The 24,037-nt window shown below is 41.0% G+C and carries 23 protein-coding genes and 1 pseudogene; 6 read left to right on the forward strand and 18 right to left on the reverse strand.

What is annotated here, in order from left to right:
- Positions 1-95 precede the first annotated feature (95 nt).
- On the reverse strand, positions 96-1,007 hold the full coding sequence (locus tag SRRS_RS18880) for a 5'-nucleotidase (RefSeq protein ID WP_371362705.1): 912 nt from the start codon (positions 1,005-1,007) through the stop codon (positions 96-98).
- 233 nt (positions 1,008-1,240) lie between these two features.
- Between SRRS_RS18880 and SRRS_RS18885 the strand changes: the two genes are divergently transcribed.
- A complete protein-coding gene (locus SRRS_RS18885) occupies positions 1,241-1,438 on the forward strand; it encodes a hypothetical protein (RefSeq protein ID WP_371362707.1) in 198 nt (65 codons plus the stop codon).
- Between the two features lie 325 nt (positions 1,439-1,763).
- On the opposite strand, the gene SRRS_RS18890 is transcribed toward SRRS_RS18885, so the two are convergent.
- The 11 genes and pseudogenes from SRRS_RS18890 to SRRS_RS18940 form a co-directional block, all read right to left on the reverse strand.
- Entirely contained in the window at positions 1,764-2,423 is a 660-nt protein-coding gene (locus tag SRRS_RS18890) for an HAD family hydrolase (RefSeq protein WP_371369876.1), read from the reverse strand.
- A gap of 88 nt (positions 2,424-2,511) precedes the next feature.
- Positions 2,512-3,069, reverse strand: coding sequence for a hypothetical protein (locus SRRS_RS18895; protein ID WP_371362708.1), 558 nt, complete (start codon positions 3,067-3,069; stop codon positions 2,512-2,514).
- A gap of 57 nt (positions 3,070-3,126) precedes the next feature.
- Complete coding sequence (locus SRRS_RS18900; RefSeq protein WP_371362709.1) at positions 3,127-3,567, reverse strand: MarR family winged helix-turn-helix transcriptional regulator; 441 nt, start codon at positions 3,565-3,567, stop codon at positions 3,127-3,129.
- A gap of 33 nt (positions 3,568-3,600) precedes the next feature.
- The gene (locus SRRS_RS18905; RefSeq protein WP_371362710.1) at positions 3,601-4,620 is read right to left on the reverse strand and encodes a nitroreductase; all 1,020 of its coding nucleotides are present in this window, start codon (positions 4,618-4,620) and stop codon (positions 3,601-3,603) included.
- Between the two features lie 306 nt (positions 4,621-4,926).
- The gene (locus SRRS_RS18910; RefSeq protein ID WP_371362711.1) at positions 4,927-5,634 is read right to left on the reverse strand and encodes an ATP-binding protein; all 708 of its coding nucleotides are present in this window, start codon (positions 5,632-5,634) and stop codon (positions 4,927-4,929) included.
- Between the two features lie 307 nt (positions 5,635-5,941).
- Complete coding sequence (locus tag SRRS_RS18915; protein ID WP_371362712.1) at positions 5,942-6,610, reverse strand: flavodoxin family protein; 669 nt, start codon at positions 6,608-6,610, stop codon at positions 5,942-5,944.
- Positions 6,611-6,635: 25 nt separating this feature from the next.
- Positions 6,636-6,929, reverse strand: a complete 294-nt coding sequence (locus tag SRRS_RS18920; RefSeq protein ID WP_371362714.1) for a DUF2087 domain-containing protein — start codon at positions 6,927-6,929, stop codon at positions 6,636-6,638.
- Positions 6,930-7,418: 489 nt separating this feature from the next.
- Positions 7,419-7,907, reverse strand: coding sequence for a nitroreductase family protein (locus SRRS_RS18925; protein WP_371362716.1), 489 nt, complete (start codon positions 7,905-7,907; stop codon positions 7,419-7,421).
- Positions 7,908-8,100: 193 nt separating this feature from the next.
- Positions 8,101-8,412 carry an acyl-CoA dehydrogenase family protein gene (locus tag SRRS_RS18930; RefSeq protein WP_371362717.1) on the reverse strand — a complete coding sequence of 104 codons (312 nt, stop codon included), beginning with the start codon at positions 8,410-8,412 and terminating at the stop codon, positions 8,101-8,103.
- A 63-nt stretch (positions 8,413-8,475) separates the two neighbouring features.
- Positions 8,476-8,706: pseudogene (locus SRRS_RS18935) on the reverse strand (nitroreductase family protein); the annotation flags it as partial.
- Positions 8,707-8,924: 218 nt separating this feature from the next.
- On the reverse strand, positions 8,925-9,320 hold the full coding sequence (locus SRRS_RS18940; RefSeq protein WP_371362719.1) for a pyridoxamine 5'-phosphate oxidase family protein: 396 nt from the start codon (positions 9,318-9,320) through the stop codon (positions 8,925-8,927).
- A gap of 136 nt (positions 9,321-9,456) precedes the next feature.
- Between SRRS_RS18940 and SRRS_RS18945 the strand changes: the two genes are divergently transcribed.
- Entirely contained in the window at positions 9,457-9,846 is a 390-nt protein-coding gene (locus tag SRRS_RS18945; protein WP_371362721.1) for a winged helix-turn-helix transcriptional regulator, read from the forward strand.
- A 262-nt stretch (positions 9,847-10,108) separates the two neighbouring features.
- On the opposite strand, the gene SRRS_RS18950 is transcribed toward SRRS_RS18945, so the two are convergent.
- From SRRS_RS18950 to SRRS_RS18965, 4 genes are all read right to left on the reverse strand, one after another.
- A complete protein-coding gene (locus SRRS_RS18950) occupies positions 10,109-11,065 on the reverse strand; it encodes an aminopeptidase (protein WP_371362722.1) in 957 nt (318 codons plus the stop codon).
- Between the two features lie 460 nt (positions 11,066-11,525).
- Positions 11,526-12,929 carry an FAD-binding oxidoreductase gene (locus tag SRRS_RS18955; RefSeq protein WP_371362723.1) on the reverse strand — a complete coding sequence of 468 codons (1,404 nt, stop codon included), beginning with the start codon at positions 12,927-12,929 and terminating at the stop codon, positions 11,526-11,528.
- Between the two features lie 250 nt (positions 12,930-13,179).
- A complete protein-coding gene (locus SRRS_RS18960) occupies positions 13,180-13,848 on the reverse strand; it encodes a nucleotidyltransferase domain-containing protein (protein ID WP_371362725.1) in 669 nt (222 codons plus the stop codon).
- A gap of 108 nt (positions 13,849-13,956) precedes the next feature.
- Positions 13,957-14,841, reverse strand: coding sequence for a LysR family transcriptional regulator (locus SRRS_RS18965; RefSeq protein WP_371362726.1), 885 nt, complete (start codon positions 14,839-14,841; stop codon positions 13,957-13,959).
- Between the two features lie 121 nt (positions 14,842-14,962).
- Between SRRS_RS18965 and SRRS_RS18970 the strand changes: the two genes are divergently transcribed.
- The 4 genes from SRRS_RS18970 to SRRS_RS18985 all read left to right on the forward strand — a co-directional run bounded on the left by SRRS_RS18970 (position 14,963) and on the right by SRRS_RS18985 (position 20,894).
- Positions 14,963-15,253: an LPS biosynthesis protein gene (locus SRRS_RS18970; RefSeq protein WP_371362728.1), complete on the forward strand. Its 291-nt coding sequence runs from the start codon at positions 14,963-14,965 to the stop codon at positions 15,251-15,253.
- Positions 15,254-15,522: 269 nt separating this feature from the next.
- A complete protein-coding gene (locus SRRS_RS18975) occupies positions 15,523-16,773 on the forward strand; it encodes an efflux RND transporter periplasmic adaptor subunit (RefSeq protein WP_371362729.1) in 1,251 nt (416 codons plus the stop codon).
- A gap of 36 nt (positions 16,774-16,809) precedes the next feature.
- A complete protein-coding gene (locus tag SRRS_RS18980; RefSeq protein ID WP_371369878.1) occupies positions 16,810-19,926 on the forward strand; it encodes an efflux RND transporter permease subunit in 3,117 nt (1,038 codons plus the stop codon).
- 212 nt (positions 19,927-20,138) lie between these two features.
- A complete protein-coding gene (locus tag SRRS_RS18985) occupies positions 20,139-20,894 on the forward strand; it encodes an MBL fold metallo-hydrolase (protein WP_371362731.1) in 756 nt (251 codons plus the stop codon).
- A gap of 51 nt (positions 20,895-20,945) precedes the next feature.
- Here SRRS_RS18985 and SRRS_RS18990 read toward each other — a convergent pair whose 3' ends face one another.
- Positions 20,946-21,656 (reverse strand): hypothetical protein, encoded by a 711-nt coding sequence (locus SRRS_RS18990; RefSeq protein ID WP_371362732.1) that lies wholly within the window; start codon positions 21,654-21,656, stop codon positions 20,946-20,948.
- 370 nt (positions 21,657-22,026) lie between these two features.
- Positions 22,027-23,775 (reverse strand): methyl-accepting chemotaxis protein, encoded by a 1,749-nt coding sequence (locus SRRS_RS18995; RefSeq protein WP_371362734.1) that lies wholly within the window; start codon positions 23,773-23,775, stop codon positions 22,027-22,029.
- Positions 23,776-24,037 lie beyond the last annotated feature (262 nt).

Consider the following 24,037-nt stretch of genomic DNA (forward strand, 5'->3'; position numbering starts at 1 on the left):
CCCCTTTATATACTGATGTTTATCAGAAGCAATGCACAAACACGGTTATACGTAACGCATTCATGATGGATACCTGATACTTCCACAGCAAAACCCTAATCTGCATTTTTAACGCCACTAGGTACATGACCAGTTGGAACTACTCTGGAAGCATTGACACAGTATGTATGTTGATCATCGAAGAAAATATGAGGATCAAAGCTTTCCAATATTGGCGCCTTATCCAGTCCACCTAAGAAAAAAGCTTCATCGACTCCAATTCCCCATGACCTTAATGTCTTTATCGCTCTTTTATGTGCTGGTGCATTCCTTGCTGTCACCAGCGCGGTCCTTATAAGTTGCTTATTATGTTTTTCAAAAGTTTTTTGCAATTTATTTAACGCAGCCAAAAATGATTTAAACGGTCCAGGAGCTAACGGTATTTCACATTTTTCTACCTCATGCTTTTGAAATTCCTCTAGTCCCAGCTCTTGATTCACTTTTTCTGCTTCATCACTAAATATAACGGCGTCACCATCAAACGCAATTCTTATTTCTTCTGAGTTCTCGTCTTTCCCCAAGTATGCACCCGCGAAAATAGTTGCACTTGCAAATCCATTCTGCAGAGCCAATCTTACATCTTCCTGATTTGCTGATAAGAATAAATCGGAATTAAAGGCATTTAAATATTTATAGGGAGTTCTTCCTCTAGTAAATGCAGCACGAGTAATATGTAAGCCGTGTTTCTCAATAGAATTAAAAACTCTTAGTCCAGTATTAGGATCATTTTTTGAAATTAATATTATTTCTACTAAGTTTTGTCCAGTTTCCGGATCCTGAAGTCCTAAAAGCCGTTTGATTAAAGGAAATGCCACACCATGTTCCAAAAGTTCATCTTCATGTTCTATTTGAAAATTGGTATACGCTTGTTCGCCCCTCTCTTCAAAGATCTTATTGCTTTCATCTAAATCAAAAAGTGCACGTGAAGATATAGCAATGACTATTTTACCATCCAAAGTAACGGGCATATGAACCCCCTCCCTTATTAAGCTTCTACTATAAGGACGATCGCTCAAAAAGTTATACATATTGGCATATTTGTTAATCCCGGTAGATTATTGATAGTCTTCGCTTTTGCAATTGCTATTCCTGCAAAATTTCCATAAAGTGCTTACACTATTAGGAAATATTACAATAGTATCATTATTACTGCGCAACTTTGCTCGTTAGTCGGGGAACACTAACCCGGGAGGTGATTTCATTGAAACAGCCGGATACCATCAGTGGTTCGATGACCGATAAAGTAGCTCCTAGTGAAGCGGATATGGCGCAGCGGCTGCAGTCTTCAGACCAAACCCAACCCCAGCAAAAAACAGCCAAAACCGCTACCGATTCTTATGTTAGTGCACTAACTCGCGGTATGGAGACACCTGCAGACAAAAACCAGGCAGAAAGTTGAGGCGAATCTTGCCCGCCGTCGGCGGCGACGCCTGGCTGCCAAGCTAAAGGCGACGCCAAGACCCTCTATCTCGAGTATTCGAATAGAGGGTCTATTTGTTTGCCATTTTCAGGCTTAATTACCTGGGATTCGCAGCTGGCTTAACCTCATTAAACTCCCCGCCCCCCAGGGTCTCAATAACCGCGATGAAATAAAAGCCTAAATAACCAAGCAAAAAACACTCCGCCAAAAACTGAACCAAAAGAAACAGATAAATACCCCCAGTTATAGAATACAAGAATCTATGACTGGGGGTATTATTGTTTGAAACTATCCTTGGTATCGCCTACAAATCCAGCAGTTCTTTTATGCCGCTGATCTCTCTTTCACAGTTTTCCACATGGCCAAAACCATACTTTGCAAAGATAAAAGGAATCTGCGCTATTTGTGTTGCCTCATAATCCCCTTGAGTATCGCCAACATATACGGCATCGGTTAAATTGTTTCTTTCCACTAGCAGCTTGATACTATCGCCTTTTACTTTGCCAGTGTTGCCAAAGCATTCCCAATCCTTAATAAACGGTTCAACCCCCGCCTTTTTCATAAACAATTCAATATAACCGACTTGACAATTGCTGACAATGAATAAACGATATTTCTCGGAGAGTTTTTTTATGGTTTCTACTACATCGGCAAATAGCAGGTTATCCGTATTTTCTTCCAATGCCTTATGCTCATATTCGCAACACTTTTCCATTAATAAGTCTTTCGTTTTTTCATCGGCATCATAAAACAAATCATCGGCGATGACCTTCATCGTCTTACCAAACTCTTTCTTTAATACAGCAGCACTCACCACCGCCGCAGTTCCACCGACTTCAGAAATTGCCTTGTTCCAGGCTTTAGCCACCACTTCCGTTGTATCCCACAAGGTACCGTCAACGTCGAATATTATGTTCCGTATGATAAAAACCTTCTTTCTGCTTCGTATTTCTGAAAGTATCATACAAAATAATGGACAAATGGTCAATAAAATCCTGTTTTTCCAGATTTTATTCTAATCAACTGTCCCCAGCGTCACCTTAATCGTGAAGCTATAGAACCTCGCTGTCCGACTTATTGCTACTAACACCGTCGCAATTAATTTTAATATCTTCCTTAACTTGTAGATTTACTTGTGTTCCAACCATTCCCACAGCTTCTTTTCCTTTTATGAACACGCCACCCAGCGAATATTTTACCAGGACATTTGGTTTATTACCCTGCAGTTTAAGGATTCCGTTCACAGGTACCGATTGACCGTTCTTTGTTTTAACTTCGGAAAAAACTACTTCAATGAGCCCAGCTCTACCCCATGAACCGGCTTTTTTTACTTTGGTAACGATGGCCTCAACATTAGTATTAGCCGGAACTATTACAACGTCTCCGACCATTATGTCCTCTATGACTTTGAAATGAACTTTCTCATTTTGCTTATTTTGCTGCGAACTTATGGTATTCACGGCTTGCACTTTAATGATCGTATCTTTGGCAATCAGTATGTCCTTCGGCATACTGGCGTCCACCGGTTGGTCTGCCGATGCAAACGCGACGCTCGCCATTATCATTATAATAATTAGACCAGTCACTATCTTATATACCTTTAATTTCATACTAAAACCTCCTAAAAATAATTAGTTCGTTCTAACTAACTTTGTCGTGAAAAAATTTTATTCTTCTATCTGGCTCACGATTTTTTGTAAGAGCTCTGTAAACTGTGTTTTCTCTTCCTTATCAAGACACATTGTCATCTTTTGTGCGAAATGATAATAACCCCGGTTCTCGATCGCTAAAAGCTCTTTGCCTTTTTCCGATAAATATAAATGAAAAGCTCTTAAATCCTCTTCCGACTGCTTCTTATATACCATATTACGCTTGATTAACCGGTTAACGATGTCCGTGACGGTGGATTTTTGAACATTAAACTTTTCTACAAGCTGGCTAAACGTTGGGCCATCCATTTCATTAATTGCATGGAGATAATGCAATTGTGTTATTGTTAGGTTAAATAACTCTCCGCTATCCGCTTCTTCCTTATACTTCCTCATAGACTGCCGCATAGAACCCGATAAAGTATCTATATATTTTACAATAAGAGCTTCCGCTTCCATTATATCCTCCTAAAAACCTTATAATAAGATGAATTACGTGACAATGATTCTAGACAAAGGCATACGTAAACTGACGGGTGGCAGATATTCTTTTATATAGCCTATCCTGATTACAAACTGTATACAACTTTCGCTATGGCTAAGCTCTCCAGCCACTTCCGTTCGCCAGGGAGCTTCCTCCAAGATCTGAGTCATAGGATGAAAAGCGATTAATTTCTCATGGGCACGCAACCAAGCGAACTCTAGCACTCTCCCTGCATTTATCAAGTCGGCTGCAGTGGAACTATCGCTTTTCACAACCAGCCACCCGGCGCAAGTTTGTACCTGTTCTTTTACTAACTTTAACGTCTCCTCTCTAAAGGTTTTCCCCAGTACATCTTTTTTCCTAAGGAAATGTTTTGCATACCATCGAACAGGACCTCTCATTTCCATGCTCTCGGGAGTAAGGCCGTTGCCATATTCGCTTGCTTCCCGATCCGTCCATCGAATCCATTCGGCTAACTCAGTCTGAGCCGCTTCCCTATACACTTGATTTTTGTTTGCCAGTAAGCTAGCCTCGCTCAAATAGGCTCCCTCTTTTGAGTTCAGCGGATAATAAAACACCGCGTTTTTGTTGTTTCCCGCTAGATAATTAATATCTTCTTTCCTTATCGTACTTTTTAGCAAATTTTTTCTTATCGTTCTCCGTTCCTTTATTGCTTGCTCAGAGACATTTGTCTCTCTTCCTTTAACCAGCCTTACCTCTGCTATCTCAGAGCTAAAGTTATCCATCCCAATAACATCAACTTCTGCTTCATATCCGTATATTCCCGATGCTACTGAAAGATTTTCTATAAAAGTCCCTATTGATAACATCATCTCTCGATTATCTGGATCAACAGCCGGCAGCCATCGCGTCTCATCTGATCCGATTCTCCATCGTTTCGGACCGATAACCTTTATTGTCCAGGGCTGTGTATTGTGCCCACTCGGGGCAAGAGATGTTAAATATAGTATTTTGCTCTCATCCTCAGTCAAGCCCTGTACATTTTGCAAAGTGCAACTTTGTCTCATTGCGTTTTCAGCCCCCATTTGCAGCAGAGAGTATGAAAAAGCTCCAGCTCCAAGCCCAACCAACCCGGCACAACTATATTTTATAAATTCCCTCCTGTGCAAAAAGTATCCTCCTCGCCGATCATCCTTTTTTAATTAGTTAGACCAAACTAACTATATAATAGCCCTACTGATTTGATTTGTAAATACCATAAATGCGGTAAGACTAAAAAAACTCCGCTCAGCCTGTTCAAGACTTGTTGCGGAGTTTACTTGGTTTCTAACCAAATTATATTTAATGGTAATCAATTATTTACCCGAATGCCACTAGTTCCTTTCCATGACTTTACCATCCGTACCGATAATAACGACACTCGACGGAATGACTTTTCCGCTATCGGCTAAGGCCTGTTCCACCATTCTCACTATGCCGCCACAGCAAGGTACTGACATACGCAAAACTTCAACACTTTGGATTTCATGTGTTTCGAAAATGGCTCTCAACTTATCAGCGTAATTCACATCATCCAGTTTCGGGCAGCCAATGAGCGTGATTTTATTCTGCATAAAATCGTTGTGGATATTAGCGTAGGCGAAGGCTGTACAATCCGCCGCAATCAGCAGCCGGGCATTGTCAAAATACGGCGCATTTACGGGAACAAGTTTTATTTGACAAGGCCATTGTTTTAACTGCGATTCATTAGCTACTGTTTTTTCGGGAATCGAACATCCTGAATTCTCGCGATTGATAAGTTTGACGCTGTTTCCCGGACACCCGCACGCCAGATTGGGAGCCACCGGATCAGAAACTTTCGCCATATGTTTTTGTACAGCGGCTTCGTCAAAAGCTACTGCTTCACGCTCTTCTATTGTCATAGCTCCTGTCGGACATTCCGGTAAGCATGCCCCCAGACCATCACAGTACGAATCAGCAATCAATTTGGCTTTTCCATCAACTAATTGTAGCGCCCCTTCATGGCAAGCCGTTATGCAAAGTCCGCATCCGTTACATTTATCTCTATCAATTTTAATCATTTTTCGGATCATCGTGTTTATTCACCCTTCCCATTTATCAATGCGAGTGTTATGCATTCACCTGAAGATAATCTCCCCCCTGGAAGATACCTATCTTTTACTTTATTGTACTAAATAAACTAACTAGATTCAGTGACATGCATCACACTTAACCGGGATTGTTTACTATGTTTCATCCGGGAAGTAACTTTCTACACAGCGAGAGCATTGGGCCTGAAAACTTGAGGGGGCGGCACAGTTGAGTTAACTATTATTAACTCAACTGTACCGCCCCCTCGATTATCCCTTAGTTGGGCTGACCGTTCCTTTATAAATTCATCATTTTCACATATTCTTCAGGACGGACAAGTTCCATTTGAAGCTTTGTTTTGAGGTTATCAGATATTTTACCATTGTTTACAATCTCGAAACCAGCTTCTTTTACATAGCTTAAATATTCATCCACAGTCGCTTTTATTTCATCATTATTAGTTTTAAGCAACTTACCGCTATTTCTATAAATCTCTAAAATGGGATTAGCTGATTTGAAAACCGCCTTAATCGTTTCAAAGTTATTTTCTCCGGGAAATCCACTGTTTGAAATAACTATCGTATCAGGCATTTTGGTTCTTATCTTCATGTCATAATTACCCTCTGCCTGAGTTGCAACAGGACATCTTAAAGGCACAAGACGATCAACAAAGTTTTTAAGAGCAGCGGTCATATTCCATGTGTACACAGGTGTTGCAAAACATACTATATCCGATGACATGTATTTTTCTAAGAGATTTTTCATATCATCGGTAAAGATACATTGTCCAGGTGTTTTAAACCAACAGGAAAAACATCCCTGGCAGTGATGAATATTCTGTTTGATTAAAAAAACGTTATCAACTTCAGCACCTGCTAATTTAGCACCTTCTAAAAATTTCTGGACAATAATATTCGTGTGGCTCTGTTCTGCGTTAGGACTTCCGTTAAATGCTGTTATCTTCATTCAATTTCCACCTTTCTGGCATAGTTTACTTACCCTTCTCCAACCAATATTGGCTCCCATCACGATTCCGGCTTAAAAGACCATGTTCAATTAAATACCTTCGTAAAGTAACGTAATCGTCGTAAAATGGCTTCAATAGTTCGTTAACTTCTTTTTCTTTATATATACGTCCACATTGAAACTGCTTTGCAATGTCTTGGAGAACAAGAAGACTCTCAGGTTCTACTTGAAATAAATGCCCGTTGGTAATATCCATACTTGGTTTTATAACAACTTTTTGGGGCTGGATAGTTTTCATTGTTTGCTCATTATTATCCATAATTAGATGATTCTTCTTTCTAGATTTATTCCTTATCATCCCTATTGTATCCGTTAGTCTCTTTACATATTTCAGGAGTCTGATTGGATTGTAAAACATCCCTAGCTGTAAACCACCGATTTTCTTTTTAGTAGTTCAAAACAATTTTAATAACAAACATATTTTAATTGCGTTTATTAATTATATAGACATTATATTTATTAATCTATAAAATGTCAAGCATTTGGCGAACTACAATTATACCCACTTCCTTAGATAATTGAAAACGATAAAGGATGTTCACTATAGTCTGTGTCAATTAAAAACACTAAAGCAAATTAACCTATAACAACGAAGCTTCGCTCAGCCTGTTCAAGACTGGTTGCGAAGCTTCCTGTTTTAGGACTCAAGTTATAAGCAATTCATTTGACGGTAATCAATGCCATACAACCATTAATGGCATCTTAGTTTGCCATTTCATGCCATATCACGCCATTATCCATTACTTTATTACCATTTCCCATGACGCAAACGAATCTCACTCCATTGTTCGGGTAAACGCGGCTCCCCTGTCAAGTGATTGAGCGTGATAACAGCAAACGGTAAAATATGGTCAGGCATATTGAAAATACGCCGCAGAACCTCTACCCTCTGCGGTTGAGGATAAATACCAAGCCAACAGGCTGACAAATTATTGCTAACGGCTGCCAATAGAATGTTTTGAATCGTAACAGCGCAATCCTGTATCCAGTAGCCGGAAGGATATTGACTACGAGTGGGGTCAACACAAATAACAAGCGCAGTTGAAACTTCTTTCAGCATTGGATAATACTCATGTACTTCGATGATTTCATCAAGTGCATCGCGTTCTCGAACAACAATGAATTCCCATAGTTGCTCTTTTCCTGTAAGTTGCGGAATCATAGCAGTTTTGAGAAGCCGCATCACAGTAATATCGTCCACCAATTGAGTAACGCCTTGATTACTATTTGGTTCCATGAAACCCACTGTTCACCCTATCATCTCCTTGCACGCATAGTATTTTTAGACAACCCTAGGATCAGGCTAAGCCTTCTTTCGTCATTTCCCACATCTTTAGATAATAAGCAAGTTTTGTACCAACAAGCGTTACAAATCAAAAGAAAGCCATATTTCGCAGTAATGGAGTTTTACTTCTGCGAAAACGGCTTTCTTACTCTCTCATTATTACAATGTAGCAAAGAGCCCGCAACGCTTCGACTTCTCCCCACATTTCAGCAAGGTCATGTCTGATCACTTGATGCTGGCCATATAAGGATACTCTGTTTTGGATTCTTTGACGTGTATAACTCAGGGCATGTTCATAGGCAGCTTCTGCCATTCCCAAACCTAAAAGACCACATAACATCCATTCATCAGAGCCTGCTCCATGGATAACAGGCAAAACCAAGTCCAAAGATCCCAGCAGTTTATCTTTAGGAACCCGTAGACCGGCAGATTTGAAGCGGGTAAACGGGTGCAGCACGAATGCCACTTTGAAGGTTCACGGATATGGCAATCTCCTGGATGCCAGTGGCATTGAAACCATTTAAAATTCTTTTATAATAATATCTTCTTTTTTCAGGCGAGGTCTGGCTACCGGTGCTTGGTCCGGATAACCAACAAGCAATACATTTACAATATGGTACCGATCCTCAATGTCTAATAGTTCTTTTAAAATATCACTGTCGTATAAGCCAATCCAGCAAGTACCCAACCCTAGATCCACTGCACGCAGATCCATGTGAGTTATGGAAATGGCTGCATTGAAAGCCAGGTTGGCGCGCTCTGAACTCTTTTATTACTATTCCACCGTAGCCAATCGGCAAACTTTTGATTAGCAAATGACCAAACCGGTTTGTATCATTTACATGGCCGGTTTGGTCATTAATGAGTCTTAGTAGAATCCCAAGCGGGTAAATTCCGTCCTCTAGGCGGAGACCGCTGCGATCAGCTTCGTTTTTCGATTATGTAGTTCGTTATGACGCTAATGCCTGGTTAGCAAGACAGCCTTTGTTTTTCACCTGACATAGATTGCAACACTGCCTGGGCATTATCCAAGTGGAATATCTCAAACTTTCCATCGCCCACTGCGTATAATTTAGCAAGAGAGGGCATTACCTCCAGAGCCTTCCGTTGTGTTTCCTCCGTAGTGCAGAACACCGCCCTGCCGCAGATGCGAAGAGTATTGTAGTTTGCATCGACACAACAGATTTCCAGATTAGGATTGATCATGAGCTGTTTGAACATATCTTTTTGATTGGAAGTACAAAAAGCCAGTTTTCCGTCACATTCCATTACAAACCCCATTGGACGAACATGCGCGCATTCCCCGCTAGTTGTTGCTAGATAGAATACCCTGTTTGCCGCTAAAAAATCAAAAACCTCTTTCATGGTAATCACTCCCGTCATTTTTTTGTTTCTTAAATGGTTTTATGGTATTATTTTATTATAAAATCAGTTTAATACAAGTACGCAGATTTTAATGATAAAGTATTAAATACCATACTATGGCTACAGGAGGCTATATATGAGCAAGAAAATTACCGATGAAACATATGCCGGAGCAAATCTACTTTGCCCGATTCGCTATGCCATAGATATTGTAGGTGGTAAGTGGAAGTTGCCTATAATCTGTATGCTGGCTAGCGGGTTGCCGACAAGATACAGCAGTATCAAGCGCAAGCTGACGGGTGTCACGAATATGATGCTGGCACAATCGCTAAAAGAACTGGAAGCAGCTGGTATTGTCCATCGTGAACAGTACAATGAGGTTCCCCCCAGGGTTGAATACACGCTGACTGACAAGGGCAAAAGCATCCTCCCGCCCTTGCTCAAGCTAGCCGAGTGGGGCGCAGACTATATGCATGAGGATAAGACATGCGCGGCTTTCTGTGATAAATGTCAATCAACGAAATAGTATTCCATGAGGCGCCTCCACGGACATAAAGAGTATTATTTGCCTAGCCAGCTGCGACCTATTTTTACCCCTCCTACAAGTTGGAAATAACAGAATACAGTGTAAACCTCAGGTAATGGAGCTATCTCCACCTAAAAAAACAGCCAAGAACCCGCGAAAATTCGCGGGTTCTTGCTATTATGTTCCATCCGGGAAGTAGCTTTTCTACACATTGAGAACATTGGGCCTTAAAACTTGCTAAAACCCCATTCCCTCCCTCGGATTAAATCATATGCTGGCCATCTTTAATAACTACCTGATCGTCGATAGAAAGCGTCGGCCTGGTTATAATGCCGTCTAGGTGAATAGATACCTGAGTGGTGCCGCCAAAAGAAGCGCTATTGCCCAGGGCAATATGAACTGTCCCCATAACCTTTTCGTCTTCAAGTACTTTGCCGGTCAGAATAGCTTTATCATTTGTACCAATTCCTAACTCGGCAATATTATAGGCCAATTTGCCATATTCCGCTAATATACCATCTAGTTTCTCCGCCGCTTCGCCACCTTCAATTTTGGTCACATAACCTTTTTCCACTGTCATTTTAATAGGTGTTTTCAGTACGCCGATGCCTGACATAGCACCGTCAATTACAACAACTCCGTTAGCAGTTCCCTCCAAAGGGGCGATAAAAGCCTCACCTGCCGGCAAATTGCTGAAATCACCGGCTTGGTGAATAATGCCTGTATCCGGATGAGCTTCCCTGCCTTCCAGCGATAAGGTTATATCCGTACCAAGCGGAGTTGTCAAATGAGCAACTTTGCCTTTGGATAATATCTCGGCAAATTTGGCACTGACGACAGCTATCTTTTGATAGTCGGCACTTAAAGTGCGTTTCATCATATCTTCGGTGATTCCCGGTAGTGTGGCAACACGCGCTCCGGCCTGGTTGGCCTCTTTGCGCGCTACAGTATGTGACAAGGAACGAGATGTTGGCGCAAGAATTACATCCGCCTGTTTCATAGCGGCAGCAATGGTAGGAGGAGGCTCAGCACCGTCATTTTTCCGGGGTGTCATTTCTATATAAACAGCTTCAGCCCCTGTTTCTATTGCTTCTTCCCATAGTGCCCGCCCGATGGTCCGTGTCGGCTCATCAGTTATCACCAACACTGTTTCTCCCGGTTTAACTGCCATACAATCCCGAATGGCAATTTCAGCGCTATACGCCATTTCGTTACTCATAATAATCCCTCCTCGTTTTTTTGTTTATATGGAAAACTACATCCCTGCTGCTCCATCAGGAAGTAGCTGGAGCACGTTGAGTGATGATAATCATGGGAATCGATTATTTCCTATGTTATTTAATCTAATATAGTAAAAAAATGTAATATGTGATATATATATTTTTAGAAAACTATAAAAAATCCTTCTTTTCAGAAATAATATTTAAATATATTTTATTTTTAAATATTTACACCGTTTTTTATATATAGTTAGAAACAAAATTATCTACTGTGTGCCCTCAATAGATATTACTGTCTTATCAAAATCCAGCCAACTAAAGGTCAAGAAAAATATTAAAAATAATCGTCCCCAAAAATGCGTATTCAATACAAAAAAAGATGACCCACCAAGCAAAAAAAGTTATCTTGCTTGTGGATCATATCAAATTCAACAAAACCACCTTTATAGAAACTGCTGTTTATTCCACTTCGAAAATAGTACCCGGATTTAAAATTAGATTGGGGTCAATAGCCTTTTTAATGGACTGCATCATCTTGAGCTGTACCGGATCAGCGAAACGATGCATCCATTTTTTCCGCTTGGAACCGATACCGTGTTCACCGGACATGCGGCCGCCAATACTATATACAAATTCGAATATGTCATGAAGAATCTCATCAATTTTAGTCGGCCATTCTGCCGCCGGAATAGCTCCCTGGAGAACCGTCAAATGGATATTACCATCACCGGCATGGCTTACGGTACGGGCAACGGCCTGATGCTTATTGCAGATGTTAGCCAATTCTTCCATAGCATGAGGCAAGTGTTTAACAGGGACAACAATATCCTCGGTGCTATGAATATAACTGACTACGCGTGCCGCATCGGCGAAAGCCTTACGGGCAGCCCAGATCTTTTTGGAGTCGGGGACAAGCGTGGCGATAGCTCCGTTGGCATTGCAGATCTCGTCGACTTCAGCCGCCTTGTCGTCAATTTCATCTTCATTATTACTTTCCACTGTAATAATCAGGTAGTTGCCGTCTTCTTGATGCGGCAAGGTTTCTTTCAAATATTGGGCGCATAGATTAATCGCACCGTTATCCATATACTCGAGAGAAGTCGGGCTAATTCCCGCCTTTATCAGTTTGCACACCGTGTCAATAGCCGTTGCCGCGTTGGGAAATATGGCAAGAAAGTCCACTTTATGAGCAGGCAGCGGAATCAATTTCAATGTGGCCTTGGTAATGATGCCCAACGTGCCTTCTGACCCAATAAACAGTTGTTCCAAACAATAACCGGAGGAACTTTTGTTTAAGAGACCGCCTAACTCAGTAATTTCGCCGGTGGGAGTTACAATTTCGATTGAGTATACCTGATGGCGGGTTGTTCCGTATTTGACGGCTTTGTTGCCGCCGGCATTCGTAGCAATGTTCCCGCCGATAAAGCAGTTATCGCCACTGCAGGGATCACCCGCATAAAGCAGACCGACTTCACTGGCGGCGTTTTGCACATCTTCGGTTTTGACGCCGGGTTCTACTATCATATACATGTATTCGTGGTTTACTTCCAGAATTTTATTCATTTTTTCCACTGACAGCACAATGCCGCCATAGACGGGGATAGCTCCGGCTGCCAGCCCGGTACCGGCTCCCCGCGGGGTCACCGGAATCATCTCTCGATTGGCGAGTTTCATTATTTCAACTACTTGTTCCTTGGTCTCAGGAAAAACGGCTACTTCCGGCAGATGGTGATAGCGTTCATCAGTCACTTCATCCTGGCTATAGGGGATCAACTTTTCAGGATCGGTAATAAGGTTCCTTTCGCCCAGAATGGACTTCAATTCGGCCACAATGGCGGCAGTTACTCGGTTGTATTGTTTCATTCCCGGATACCTCCTGTGGATATTTTCTTTCTTTTTACGCAATATGCGATAAATAGAAAGAAGAACAGAGACTCTCTCTCGTTCTTTATACTTTTCTGATCCCAATTTTCCTGCATCTTTTAAAAATAAAAAATATTTCTTTAAAAATAAATACGACTTGGAAGTGTCAAAAACTAGACATTACGTTAAGTAAATTGTAACTTCACCCAGTAGACTTATTTAGATTCGGATAAAAAGAAATAGAGACAACTCAGCAGGATTGCAAAAGATCACTGCTCCAGGAAATGATTTTATCATAATATAAGATCGAGTCCGCATCATCCGTTGTAATTAGCTTCTTTCTATCCATGCAAAGATTCAGTATCTCTTTATCTATCCCATTTAACTTTTCTACCAGAGCGGCCTTACTGCTTATATATTGGTTTGTTTCATCAAAATATTTCGCTTGCAAAATAAAAAAGGCCGACTTGTACAGTGCCGGTAAAATTTCTGAACTATTTTCATACAGAAAACTATGGCAGCCCGCGTGATACAGATTGCACGCGCCAATTTTTATAGCACGTTTAATATCCGCTTTGTCAATTAGCGGCAGCAAATAGTCTATGCTGCCATAGATGGACTGCGTATCATAATAGAATTGAAACAAATCAGATTTTTCCCAGCCAAGAATTTCATTTTTTCCAGAAATAAATCCGCAGGCTTTTTCCTTATATGGCATTTGGGAAATTATCTCACGATATTTTTTCAAATCCTGTATAGTCAGTTCATCCAGAATAATTACAATATCTATATCACTGCTGTCACTTGCTTCTTTGCGTCTATAACTTCCTTGCAAACCGATAAAGGCAACCTTATCTCCATATTCCTTTTTTATTCTCACAACAAGTTGATTGATCCAATCATCGATAAAAAAAGCCAATTTTCTCACCTCTGACTATAAACTTCTCCAACAAAGACGTTTTCGCTATACTCAAATTCAAGAACTCACCCTTATATTAAATGTTACCGTCCCCTTCCCCCCTTATTTTCAATTTGTTAGAACTTCAACAAACTTCTTTACAGCGGCGGAAACCGGAGTTTCTCTCAATTGAGCAACCCCAATCATTCTTTCCGGAATCTCCTCTTGTACGATCACTTCAAAAACTTCTCCCCTTTCTAGCTCTTCTTTTATAAAATTTTTAATTACACAAGAAATACCCAATCCCCTTTTAGTAAATTCAATTAAAAGGTCTACAGAACCTAATTCAATTTCAGGGCATAAATGAATGCCATTATTTTTAGCATAGTTTTCAATAAAAATTCTTGAGTTACTGTCTTTTTCTAGTAGCATCATTGGATATTCTACTAAGTTTTTTAAGGAAATAGGTGATAAACTAAGATATTTAAACTTTTCCCCAACAATAAAGCAATCCTGAATTTTGAGAGTTTGAGTCACTTTAAGCGAATTATCATCTTGTATCGGCAGATTTATAATTCCTAAATCAATTTTTCCCTTTTTCAACAAATCAATAATTTCAAAGGTAGTCTGATTGATTACATGAATTTTTATTGCCGGATATGCCTCTGTGTACTTTTCCAAATAGGGAATAAGATAGTACTTGCAAAGTGTGTCGCTTACACCAATTCTTAGTTGCCCAGATTGAAGGTTCTGCATTTCCAGGAATTTTTGCTCGGCAGTTTTGAAAAAGCCATATCCTTGTTCAATATATTTAAAGAATACATGACCTTCAACAGTTAATTCAACACCTTTAGGAGTTCTGATAAACAATTGACCACCGAGTTTATGCTCTAACAATTTAATAGACTGGCTAACCGCTGGTTGAGACGTACAAAGTTCTTTAGCAGCTTTTGATATACTGCCTGTCATAGCAGTCACATAAAATACACGATAGAGTTCCAAATTGATGTACATATAATCACACCTTATATCACCTATATTAGATATTTATTTTTAATATATCAATAAACCGATTATAATTAATAAGGGAGCATTAATCAAATATAAAATTTTTATCTTGTGAGAGGTGCTAATAATGATTATTGATAATAATCCAAAAGAAAAAGAAGCCATGGCGGCGTTTAAAAGAAATGAACGCGCATTAGGGCATAAACTTCAAGATGAATTTGTAGCTGAGTTAAAAGGAAGCATAGGGAAAATAGACCATTGCTCCTGCAAAAAAGCATGTAAGTATCATGGCAAGTGCCTAGAATGTGTCGCTATACACCGAGCACACAGAGACCATCTTCCCAATTGCTTTAAAAGTATGGTTAATGAAAGAATTGAAAAGCTTTCTGAATTGACCGAGCATAGCATTAAAGAATAATAATGGTACCTACCAATTGAGCCATAATTCACCTATAAAAGTGAATTATGGCTCAATTTTTTAGAAGGATACACAGCATCCTATTTTTAAACAATCATTTTTTCACTAGCAATACTAAAATTTATATTTGCCGTGACAAAAACCCGTCCACATTCTAAAGTTATTCAAAAAAAAAATAATTATACTCTATAACAAATAGTGGTATAAATTCTGACGATTAGAATTCCCATTGGAGTATAAAGAAAAGACCAATTGGAGATGAGACACAAATGAAAGAGTTCATCAAACGGTGCCTTCATAGCAGCGTGAAAGTGAAGATGATTGCGGTTGTTGTTATTTTTACAACAGCCGCCTTTGCATTCCATAGCTATCAGGCAAAGAGTACGGCGACGGGGCAGCGGGCCGGGAATTTGACACCGATAGTAGATGCCTATTCCATAAAACGCAATGACATGGTTAGACAGATTGAACTATCCGGACAAACAGTTCCCGAATCGCAAGTGAATATTACGGCAAAGTATTCAGGTAAAATTACTCAGGTAAATGTCAATTTAGGGGATCAGGTTACGCCGGGACAGCTTCTTGTTATGCAAGATACAAAAGATGTTGATGCCACTTTGGCACAAAACGAAGCCGCTCTGCGTCAGGCAACTGCCGACGCGATTGCCAGCGACGTTTCTTTTGATACTAGTTATCAGAAAGCGCAATCTGATTATCAGCTCAGCGTGAGTGAGTATCAGCGCTATAAAACGCTTTATGGCGTAGGCGGAGTTTCTAAAGAAGCACTTGATAAACAAGAACAACAAATGGCGGCAGCAAAGTCTACTTTAGATAGTTACACCAAACAGATTGTTGGCGGGAGTGCCGCCTCGGTGGCATCGAAGCAAGCCGCTAGTGATAAAGAGCGAGGAGTCATTGATTCCTTGCAGATTCAAAAAAACGATATGATTATGCGGGCTCCCAGAGCGGGTGTTATTGGATTTAGACAAGCGGAAGTTGGCATGATGGCCCAACCCGGACAAGAACTGTTATCCATTGTTGATAACAGCAATATCTATGTTGATTGTGCGGTATCCGAACAGGATATCGGACAGATCGCCATGGGGACATCTGTTTCTATTTCACTTGAATCGCTGGGAAAATCATATACCGGAAGGGTCATTTACATTAGTCCCGCGATGGATCCTAAAACGCAGACTTTTACAGTTCGTATGTCGCTGGATAACCGTGACGATAGTATAAAAACCGGGATGTTTGCTCGTACCGATATCAACGTAGTACTAAGACAACAGACCTTATTTGTACCGAAAGAAGCCGTAGTATCTTTAAACGGTACGAATCGTGTTTTCGTGATTGACGATAGGAATCAAGTCTCAGAACGCACCGTGCAGCTTGGCCTGCGTAATGATAAATACGTGGAAATCCTTAGCGGTGTAAACGAAGGAGAAAAAGTAGCGGTAACCAATCTTTCGCGAATCAAGGCCGGCATGAATGTCAAAACAAATGACGTATCTCAATAATCTAAGCTGCTAGTGCATGGGCAGGAGGTGTCTACCATTAATATTACAAGATTTTCGATACGAAAACCGGTCGGAATCACGATGATTATTATGTTATTCGTAGTATTAGGTTTGTATAGTTTCCATCGGATTGGCGTTGAACTTCTTCCGGCGCTCAATACTCCCTATGTTACAGTGTCGGTTAAATACCCCGGTGCTGGGACTGAGGAAATAGAGACTCAAGTCATTAAACCCCTGGAAGATTCATTATCGTCTGTAGCTCATTTGAAGCACATGACGGCAATCGCCCGACCGGAAAATGCGAATATCATTTTAGAATTTGACTTTACTGCGAATGCAGACATCGCATCCATCGACGCTACCAAACAGGTGAATGCCGTTAGACGTTCGCTGCCGGAAGGGATAAATGAACCGGTAGTTGTAAAGCGAGATATAAATGCAACTCCAATTATGGAAATTGCCATAACCTCCAACCAACCGCTATCAGATGTATACACGAAAGCGAATGATGTTTTTAAAGAAGCATTGCAGCGGGCGGATGGAGTTTCTGAAGTACAGCTTTATGGCGGACGTGATAAAGAGGTAGCCGTCGAAGTTGATAAAAACAAACTGCGTTTCTATAACCTTTCCTTGAACCAGATCGTTAATAAGATAAAATCTGAGAATCAATTGCTACCGTCCGGCACGGTCTACAATGAAAAATCGCAGGCGGATATTCGTTTGCTCGCGCAGTATCGAACTCCTGACGAAATTGCGCAGCTACAGGTTGTGAACGCCAATGGTATACCCATTCCAGTAAAAGATTTCGCAACCATTCAAGAAAAAGATGCCCGAGTAAGTCGCTACAGCCGGACAAACGGCTCGGACGCCGTTTCTTTGTCCGTCTATATGAACAGTGACGCTAATATTGTTAATACGGTTAAGGGTGTTACGAGCCAATTGGATACACTAAAGGACCAATACCCCGACTATCAGTTTACAGTGATTACCGATACCTCTCAATATGTAAGCAACTCTCTTCATAATACGTTTGAAAGTCTGATTGAAGGATTATGTACTACCGGATTGATCCTGTATCTCTTTTTGCGGGGCTGGCGCTCCACGGCAGCTGTAATTGTCGCGATTCCCACATCGCTTATTTCCACCTTTTTTGCTATGTATATAGCGGGATTTTCCTTTAATATGATGTCGCTCATGGGAATGGCGCTCTGTATCGGCATTCTGGTCGATGACTCTATCGTTGTCCTGGAGAATATTCATCGACATTTGCATATGGGAAAATCAGCAGAGATTGCCGCTGAGGAAGGCCGGACGGAAATCGGTATGGCGGCTATTGCCATCACGCTTTGCGACGTCGTTGTCTTTATGCCGATTGCTTTTATGACCGGTATGACAGGACAATTTTTCCGCCAGTTCGGTCTCACGATCGTCTTTGCAACCTTGTTTTCGATGTTTGTATCCTTTACGCTTACACCGATGTTAGCTTCGCGTTTGTTTAAAAGAGGTCTTGGCGAACCACAAGGACCTATATGGGATTTCATGAATAAGCTGGAACAAAATGTGACAACAAAATATGAGTCCGTTTTGCGCTGGTCGTTAGCCAATAGCAAAAAGGTAATATCATTTGTATTGGTCCTCTTTGTTTTTGCTGTTTCCTTAATTCCACTTGGGATTATCGGGTCGGAATATATGCCTAGAACCGACGAGGGAAGTTTCCGAATTTCCGTTGAACTGCCTGTCGGACAAAACATCGATCAAACGAATCAGGTTATTACTAATCTGGAACAATATGTGTCCACAATTCCGGAAGTAACAAACTATTTATCCAGTGTAGGTTCGCCCACAAGCAATAATGGCTCGTTATCCGTTCAGCTGCTTGATCGAAGCACACGTAAACGTACTGTTTGGCAAATTACCGATCAAGTACGCGCATATGCTGCTCAAAACATTCCGAATGCTGTAGTCAGAGTCAATGAGACTCAGTCGTCTGTGGCGGGTGTATCTGGTGCCAATACCGGCGGCGGCCCGTCAGCACCGGTTCAAATCCAGCTACAGGGAGCCAATTTGGAGCATTTAGTAAAAGCAAATTCCGAGGTGCAAGCGGCATTAGCTCAGATTCCGGGGTTAAAAGATATCCGCAGTTCGTATACGGAAGGAATGCCGGAAATGCAACTGACTGTGGATAGAAAAAGGATTAGCTTTTACCATACGTCCGTTTCGGATGTCACCAATGTCTTTTCTACCGCTATTTCCGGTCAATTAGCAGGAGTATATGCCAATGATCCGACTAATGACGGACAAGATACGAACATTCGGGTACGATTAAAAGGAAGCGACGGGTTTACCGCAAATGATATAAGGTCTCTGCCAATTATGGCGGGTGATCATCAAATTACTCTTGGAGATGTAGCAAAAATAACAGATGGAACAGGCCCGGTTATGCTGTTACGGGTCGATAAGCAGCGCTCTATCACGATCCAGGCAAATGTAACAGACCGCCCGTTAAAAGAAGTAATCAACGATGTTAAACAAACGCTAACTCCTGATGTGCTGGGACAAGATATTACGTATAGCTTTACGGGACAAGCGACCAGTATGAACGATACCTTTAGCGAAATGTTCCAGGCATTGGCACTGTCACTTGTATTGGTTTACATGCTGCTTGCCATCCTGTATGAATCGTTTGTCACTCCGTTAATCCGTATGTTTTCACTTCCATTAGGGTTAATCGGGTCATTACTATTTCTTGCATTTACACACAATACCATCAATCTTTACTCGCTTATCGGTTTATTGGTTATGGATGGCTTGGTTGCAAAGAATGGTACCTTGCTCATTGACTATACCCTAACATTGATTGAACAAGGAAAGCCGGCGTTTGAGGCCGTGATTGAAGCTGGGAAAACTAGGATAAAACCGATTTTGATGACAACCATAACAATGGTTACAGGTATGCTGCCTACTGCTCTTGCCATGACGGAAGGATCGGAAACAAGGGTAAGTATGGCCTGGGTTCTGATTGGCGGATTGTTGTCATCTACTGTCTTCACTCTCATAATTATTCCAATTGTATTCTTGTACTTTCAAAATGTCTCTATCGGCAAATGGAAGAAAATTCATAACCTGACGGGTTGGTTTAGAAGTAAATTTTAATTTATAGAATCATAAGACAAGAAGAAAGTATTGGAAACATCCAGTACTTCCTTCTTGTTTTTTTGGTAGGCATATTTGTTTTCTTGTCATATAATCTGTGCGTCTTGTCGTTATTTTCTATCTTGCCGAGTTGCCGGATAGTATCATTATTTTACTTAATAAGCTGGGGGAGGACTAACCGAAGATTACCAAAGGAGGACAGATAATGGAAAATGCATAAAGTAGCTTTACAAGATGGCCGGTATATTGATATCCTGTTGCCGGGATTTCCCGGAGGATCTCCACGGGGATTTTTAGGTTGGGCGAATATCATGGCTTTTCACGGTAAGGAAGGCATCACCGTGGTAGATACCGGTCAAGCAGGCGACAGACCTATGTTACTAGCTGCCTTAAAAAAATTGAATATTGACGCAAATAAAGTTAATAAAGTATTTATTACCCATTTTCATTTCGATCATATCAATAACTTGGATTTGTTTCCTAACGCGGTAGTTGTTATGAGTACAAAAGAATGGGATTATGCCAGAAGCGGGCTATTCGAATCGAAAAGTGACCCATTTGTCCCCAAAAGCCTTATTCCTTATGTAGCTACAAGAAAACTGCAATTAGTTAAGGAAGGCGACTACCTGGAACAAGGCGTAAAGATCTTTGATTTGCCCGGACATACGCCGGGTGTAGCCGGTTTGCTGTTTGAAGCTGACAAGGTTTTTATTACAGGCGATGCCTTGAAAAATGCGCATGATTTATATTTTAAAGAACCGGGAATGTGTTTCGATTCAAACGAACGTGGTGTTGCAACTTTAGAGAAAATAGCGAAAATCGCTAAGGTAGTCATACCGGGTCACGATGCTCCGTTTCTTATTCGGGACGGTGAAATTGTTGTAACAGATCATGCCGGCGTAGTTATTAACCATTATCTTGACTGGACAAAGAAAGCCTCTACCCCAATTCAAATCAGTTATCCTTAAAATACCGAACTATTACCCCCGTTCTCCCCTTTCTTATTAAGAATATCTATACTATGAATTAGTTGTAATAGCAACTTTGTTAGCAGGGCAAACCCCACGACAGGACCAACAATGAAGCACGGGAAATCCTTTAGGGAGCTTGGTCCAGCAATAATTTCGACATTTCGTTTGCAATATAGTATTATCGCCATTAATCGCTTTTTCTGGGCAAGCAGTAATACACAAACAGCAGCTTGATGGGCAGAGTTCCTTGTCAATAAGCGAGTCGGCTTCCATTTCAATGTCTGTAATGATCGATACAAGGCTAACTTTATTGCCATATTGCGGGGTAATGAGCAATGCGTTCTTGCCTATAACTCCTAATCCTGCAGCAACTGCCGCATGCTTGTGAGATAAGTCACCCGCCCCGTATTGGCTTTCTTGATCCCAATGATAGTAAGGGGCGTTAGCGGGAATTGGTATAGCATTTGCGTGGTACTTTTCTTCAATAAAACAAGATAAATAATATGCGATGTTGTTTAGCCTGACATCGTTGCCTTCGTGTACAACGGTATAGCTTGTCCAGTGATCATTCTTCATTGGGCCGTCTAAACATCTTAGTGCCAAGACTATAACAGATTTTGCATTGGCCATAATGTCAGTAGGCTTATGGTTGGGAGGTGCGATCTTAAATCTTTCACTGGAAGCAACTCCAATAAGATCAGCTCCCAGCTTTTTTGCTTCAGAAATTACTTCTATTTTTATACGAGATTGTTGCGACATATCATTTGCGCCCCTTTACTAAGTTTCCGCTCTCTTTATGCTCAATAGATACTGATTATCAGGTGCTTCCGCTTGCTCTACTGTGCTCATGGTATTTCCTCATTTGACTGAGTCATCTTCTCACCTCCGGTACTTGCATAACTCATCTTACTACAATACTTGGTCATAAATCTTCCGGGATTATATCATTCAATTCTATGGGACTGATGAACAAATTAAAGTCAACCTCTTTAGATAAAGCATGCCTGCCGCCTACCGGGAAAAGAATATAGAAGCCCTTAAAGACAAAAATCCGGATGACCTCAAAAGATCATCCAGACTTATATTGAAAGAATCGTTATTTAACAGTATTTCACTTTCATTCGAGCGTTTATACTGTAAACTTTCTCACAGATTGTTGTAATTCTTCAGCCATTCTTGCCAAAACCTGGCTGGAAGACGCGATCTCCTGCATAGAAGCAGCCTGTTCTTCTGTAGCTGCCGAAACTGTCTGGGTCTGCTCTGCAGTATCTTTGCTTATACCATCGACAGTCCGGACAGTATGTACAATTTGCTGGCTGCCTGCCGACATTTGTTGAATGGATGCCGATATCTCCTTGACTTGAGTGGATACTTGGTTTATAAGTACGGCAATCTCGCTGAAGGACTTACCTGCCGCACCAACAACTTCACTTCCTACCCTAACCTCTTGGGTTCCTGCATTCATTGCCACAACGGCTTGTTTTGTATCGCCTTGAATTTCGTTAATCAAATCGGCTATTTGTTTTGCCGCAAGTTGAGACTGTTCGGCTAACTTGCGAACTTCCTCAGCAACAACCGCAAAGCCGCGCCCTTGTTCGCCGGCCCGGGCAGCTTCAATCGCCGCGTTTAGAGCCAGTAAGTTAGTTTGTCCGGCAATTCCGGAAATCGTATCCACAATTTGGCCGATTTCGTTAGACCTCTCTCCTAGCTTGGTGACAACGCTGGCTGAACTAGTAACTGTCTTCTCTATACTATCCATCTGGGATATCGCTGCATCAATTGATTTCGTACCTGTCTGAACAGCATACGCCGCCTGCTCTGAAACGCCAGTCACACTATTAGCATTAGTAGCTACATGCTGAATGCTTTTCGACATTTCTTCTATAACAACTACAGCAGTATCTGCAGACTCTACTTGTTGCTCGACCCCGTAAGCTACCTGGGCAATCGTGGTAGCGACTTGCTGCGTTGCTTGAGCCGACTGCTCGGCACTTGCGGTCAGTTCTTCGGATGAAGCCGCTAAATGCTCTGCTCCCTGCTGAACTTGGTGAAGTAATGCTCGCATATTTTGTCGTAAGTTTGCAAGAGAATGAGCGACAATACCAAACTCATCCTTACGGTCTAATAATTGGTGGTCGATATCTGTAGCATAATTTCCTTCAGACATCTCATTCAAATGTGCTGTTACAGATTGGATGGGTCTGGTAACCATTCTAGTCAGAATTACACTAAGAACGCCACCAACCAGCAATGATATTCCCCCCATGGCAACAGCGGTTACTACAATATCAGAATTATGCTTTTGCGCAAGGTTTACTTTATCTGCGGCCAGTCTGGAGTTATCCTCCATAGTAGTGTGCAAGATCTTTTGAATAGCTTGCGCAAAGGGAGTCAAATTACGGGTTACCGCAGCTGACTGTCCTGTCAATTCGTCATACTTGGTGACATTGCCTGCTCTTTTTTCAATGAACTGTAGCCTTAACAAGGGAATTAACTGGTCGGTTACCCCGGATTTATAATTTGTTGTATCTTGTATTAACTTTTCAATCTCTTTCTTATGTTCGCCGGTGCTTAATTCAAGAAGCTGTTTCTCTAGCGCCAGTACATTATTTAATTTTTCCTCAAAGTTCTTACTATATTTGTCATCACCATCGGCAATAAACCGCCGGATTTCTAAAACAGCACCCGTGTACTCATTTTCCGCCTTGGCTGCCAATATAGCCCGTTGGTTTGAAGCCGCAATTTCTTGAATTTCTGATTTTAGGGCATAGGAAGAAAATATTGATATTCCCCCACTCAATCCTAATAATCCTAGCAGAAGAATTAATGCTAAACCAATTTTTGCTCCCATACGCAAGTTCTGAAGTAATTTGAACAAATAGAAACCTCCCAACTTATTTTGTATTGTATATTATATAATAAATTTCGGTATAATCAACAAAAAACTAAGAAGTTATCAAAGTTTTTGCTAATTTTTTCATGCTAATTTTTCCATTTTCAAATTCCACTTGTTACTCAAGAATATCTAAATAGTGAATATAGGTATGTAAAATCGGCAAGTTTCCGCTTGCTACCCTGTAACATGTTTTTAATTCAGCAAAAGGACAAAAAGGACGTTCCTTTTTTGGCGCTTTACTTCA

It is taken from the genome of Sporomusa rhizae, assembly GCF_041428845.1.
Taxonomy (GTDB): Bacteria; Bacillota; Negativicutes; order Sporomusales; family Sporomusaceae; genus Sporomusa; species Sporomusa rhizae.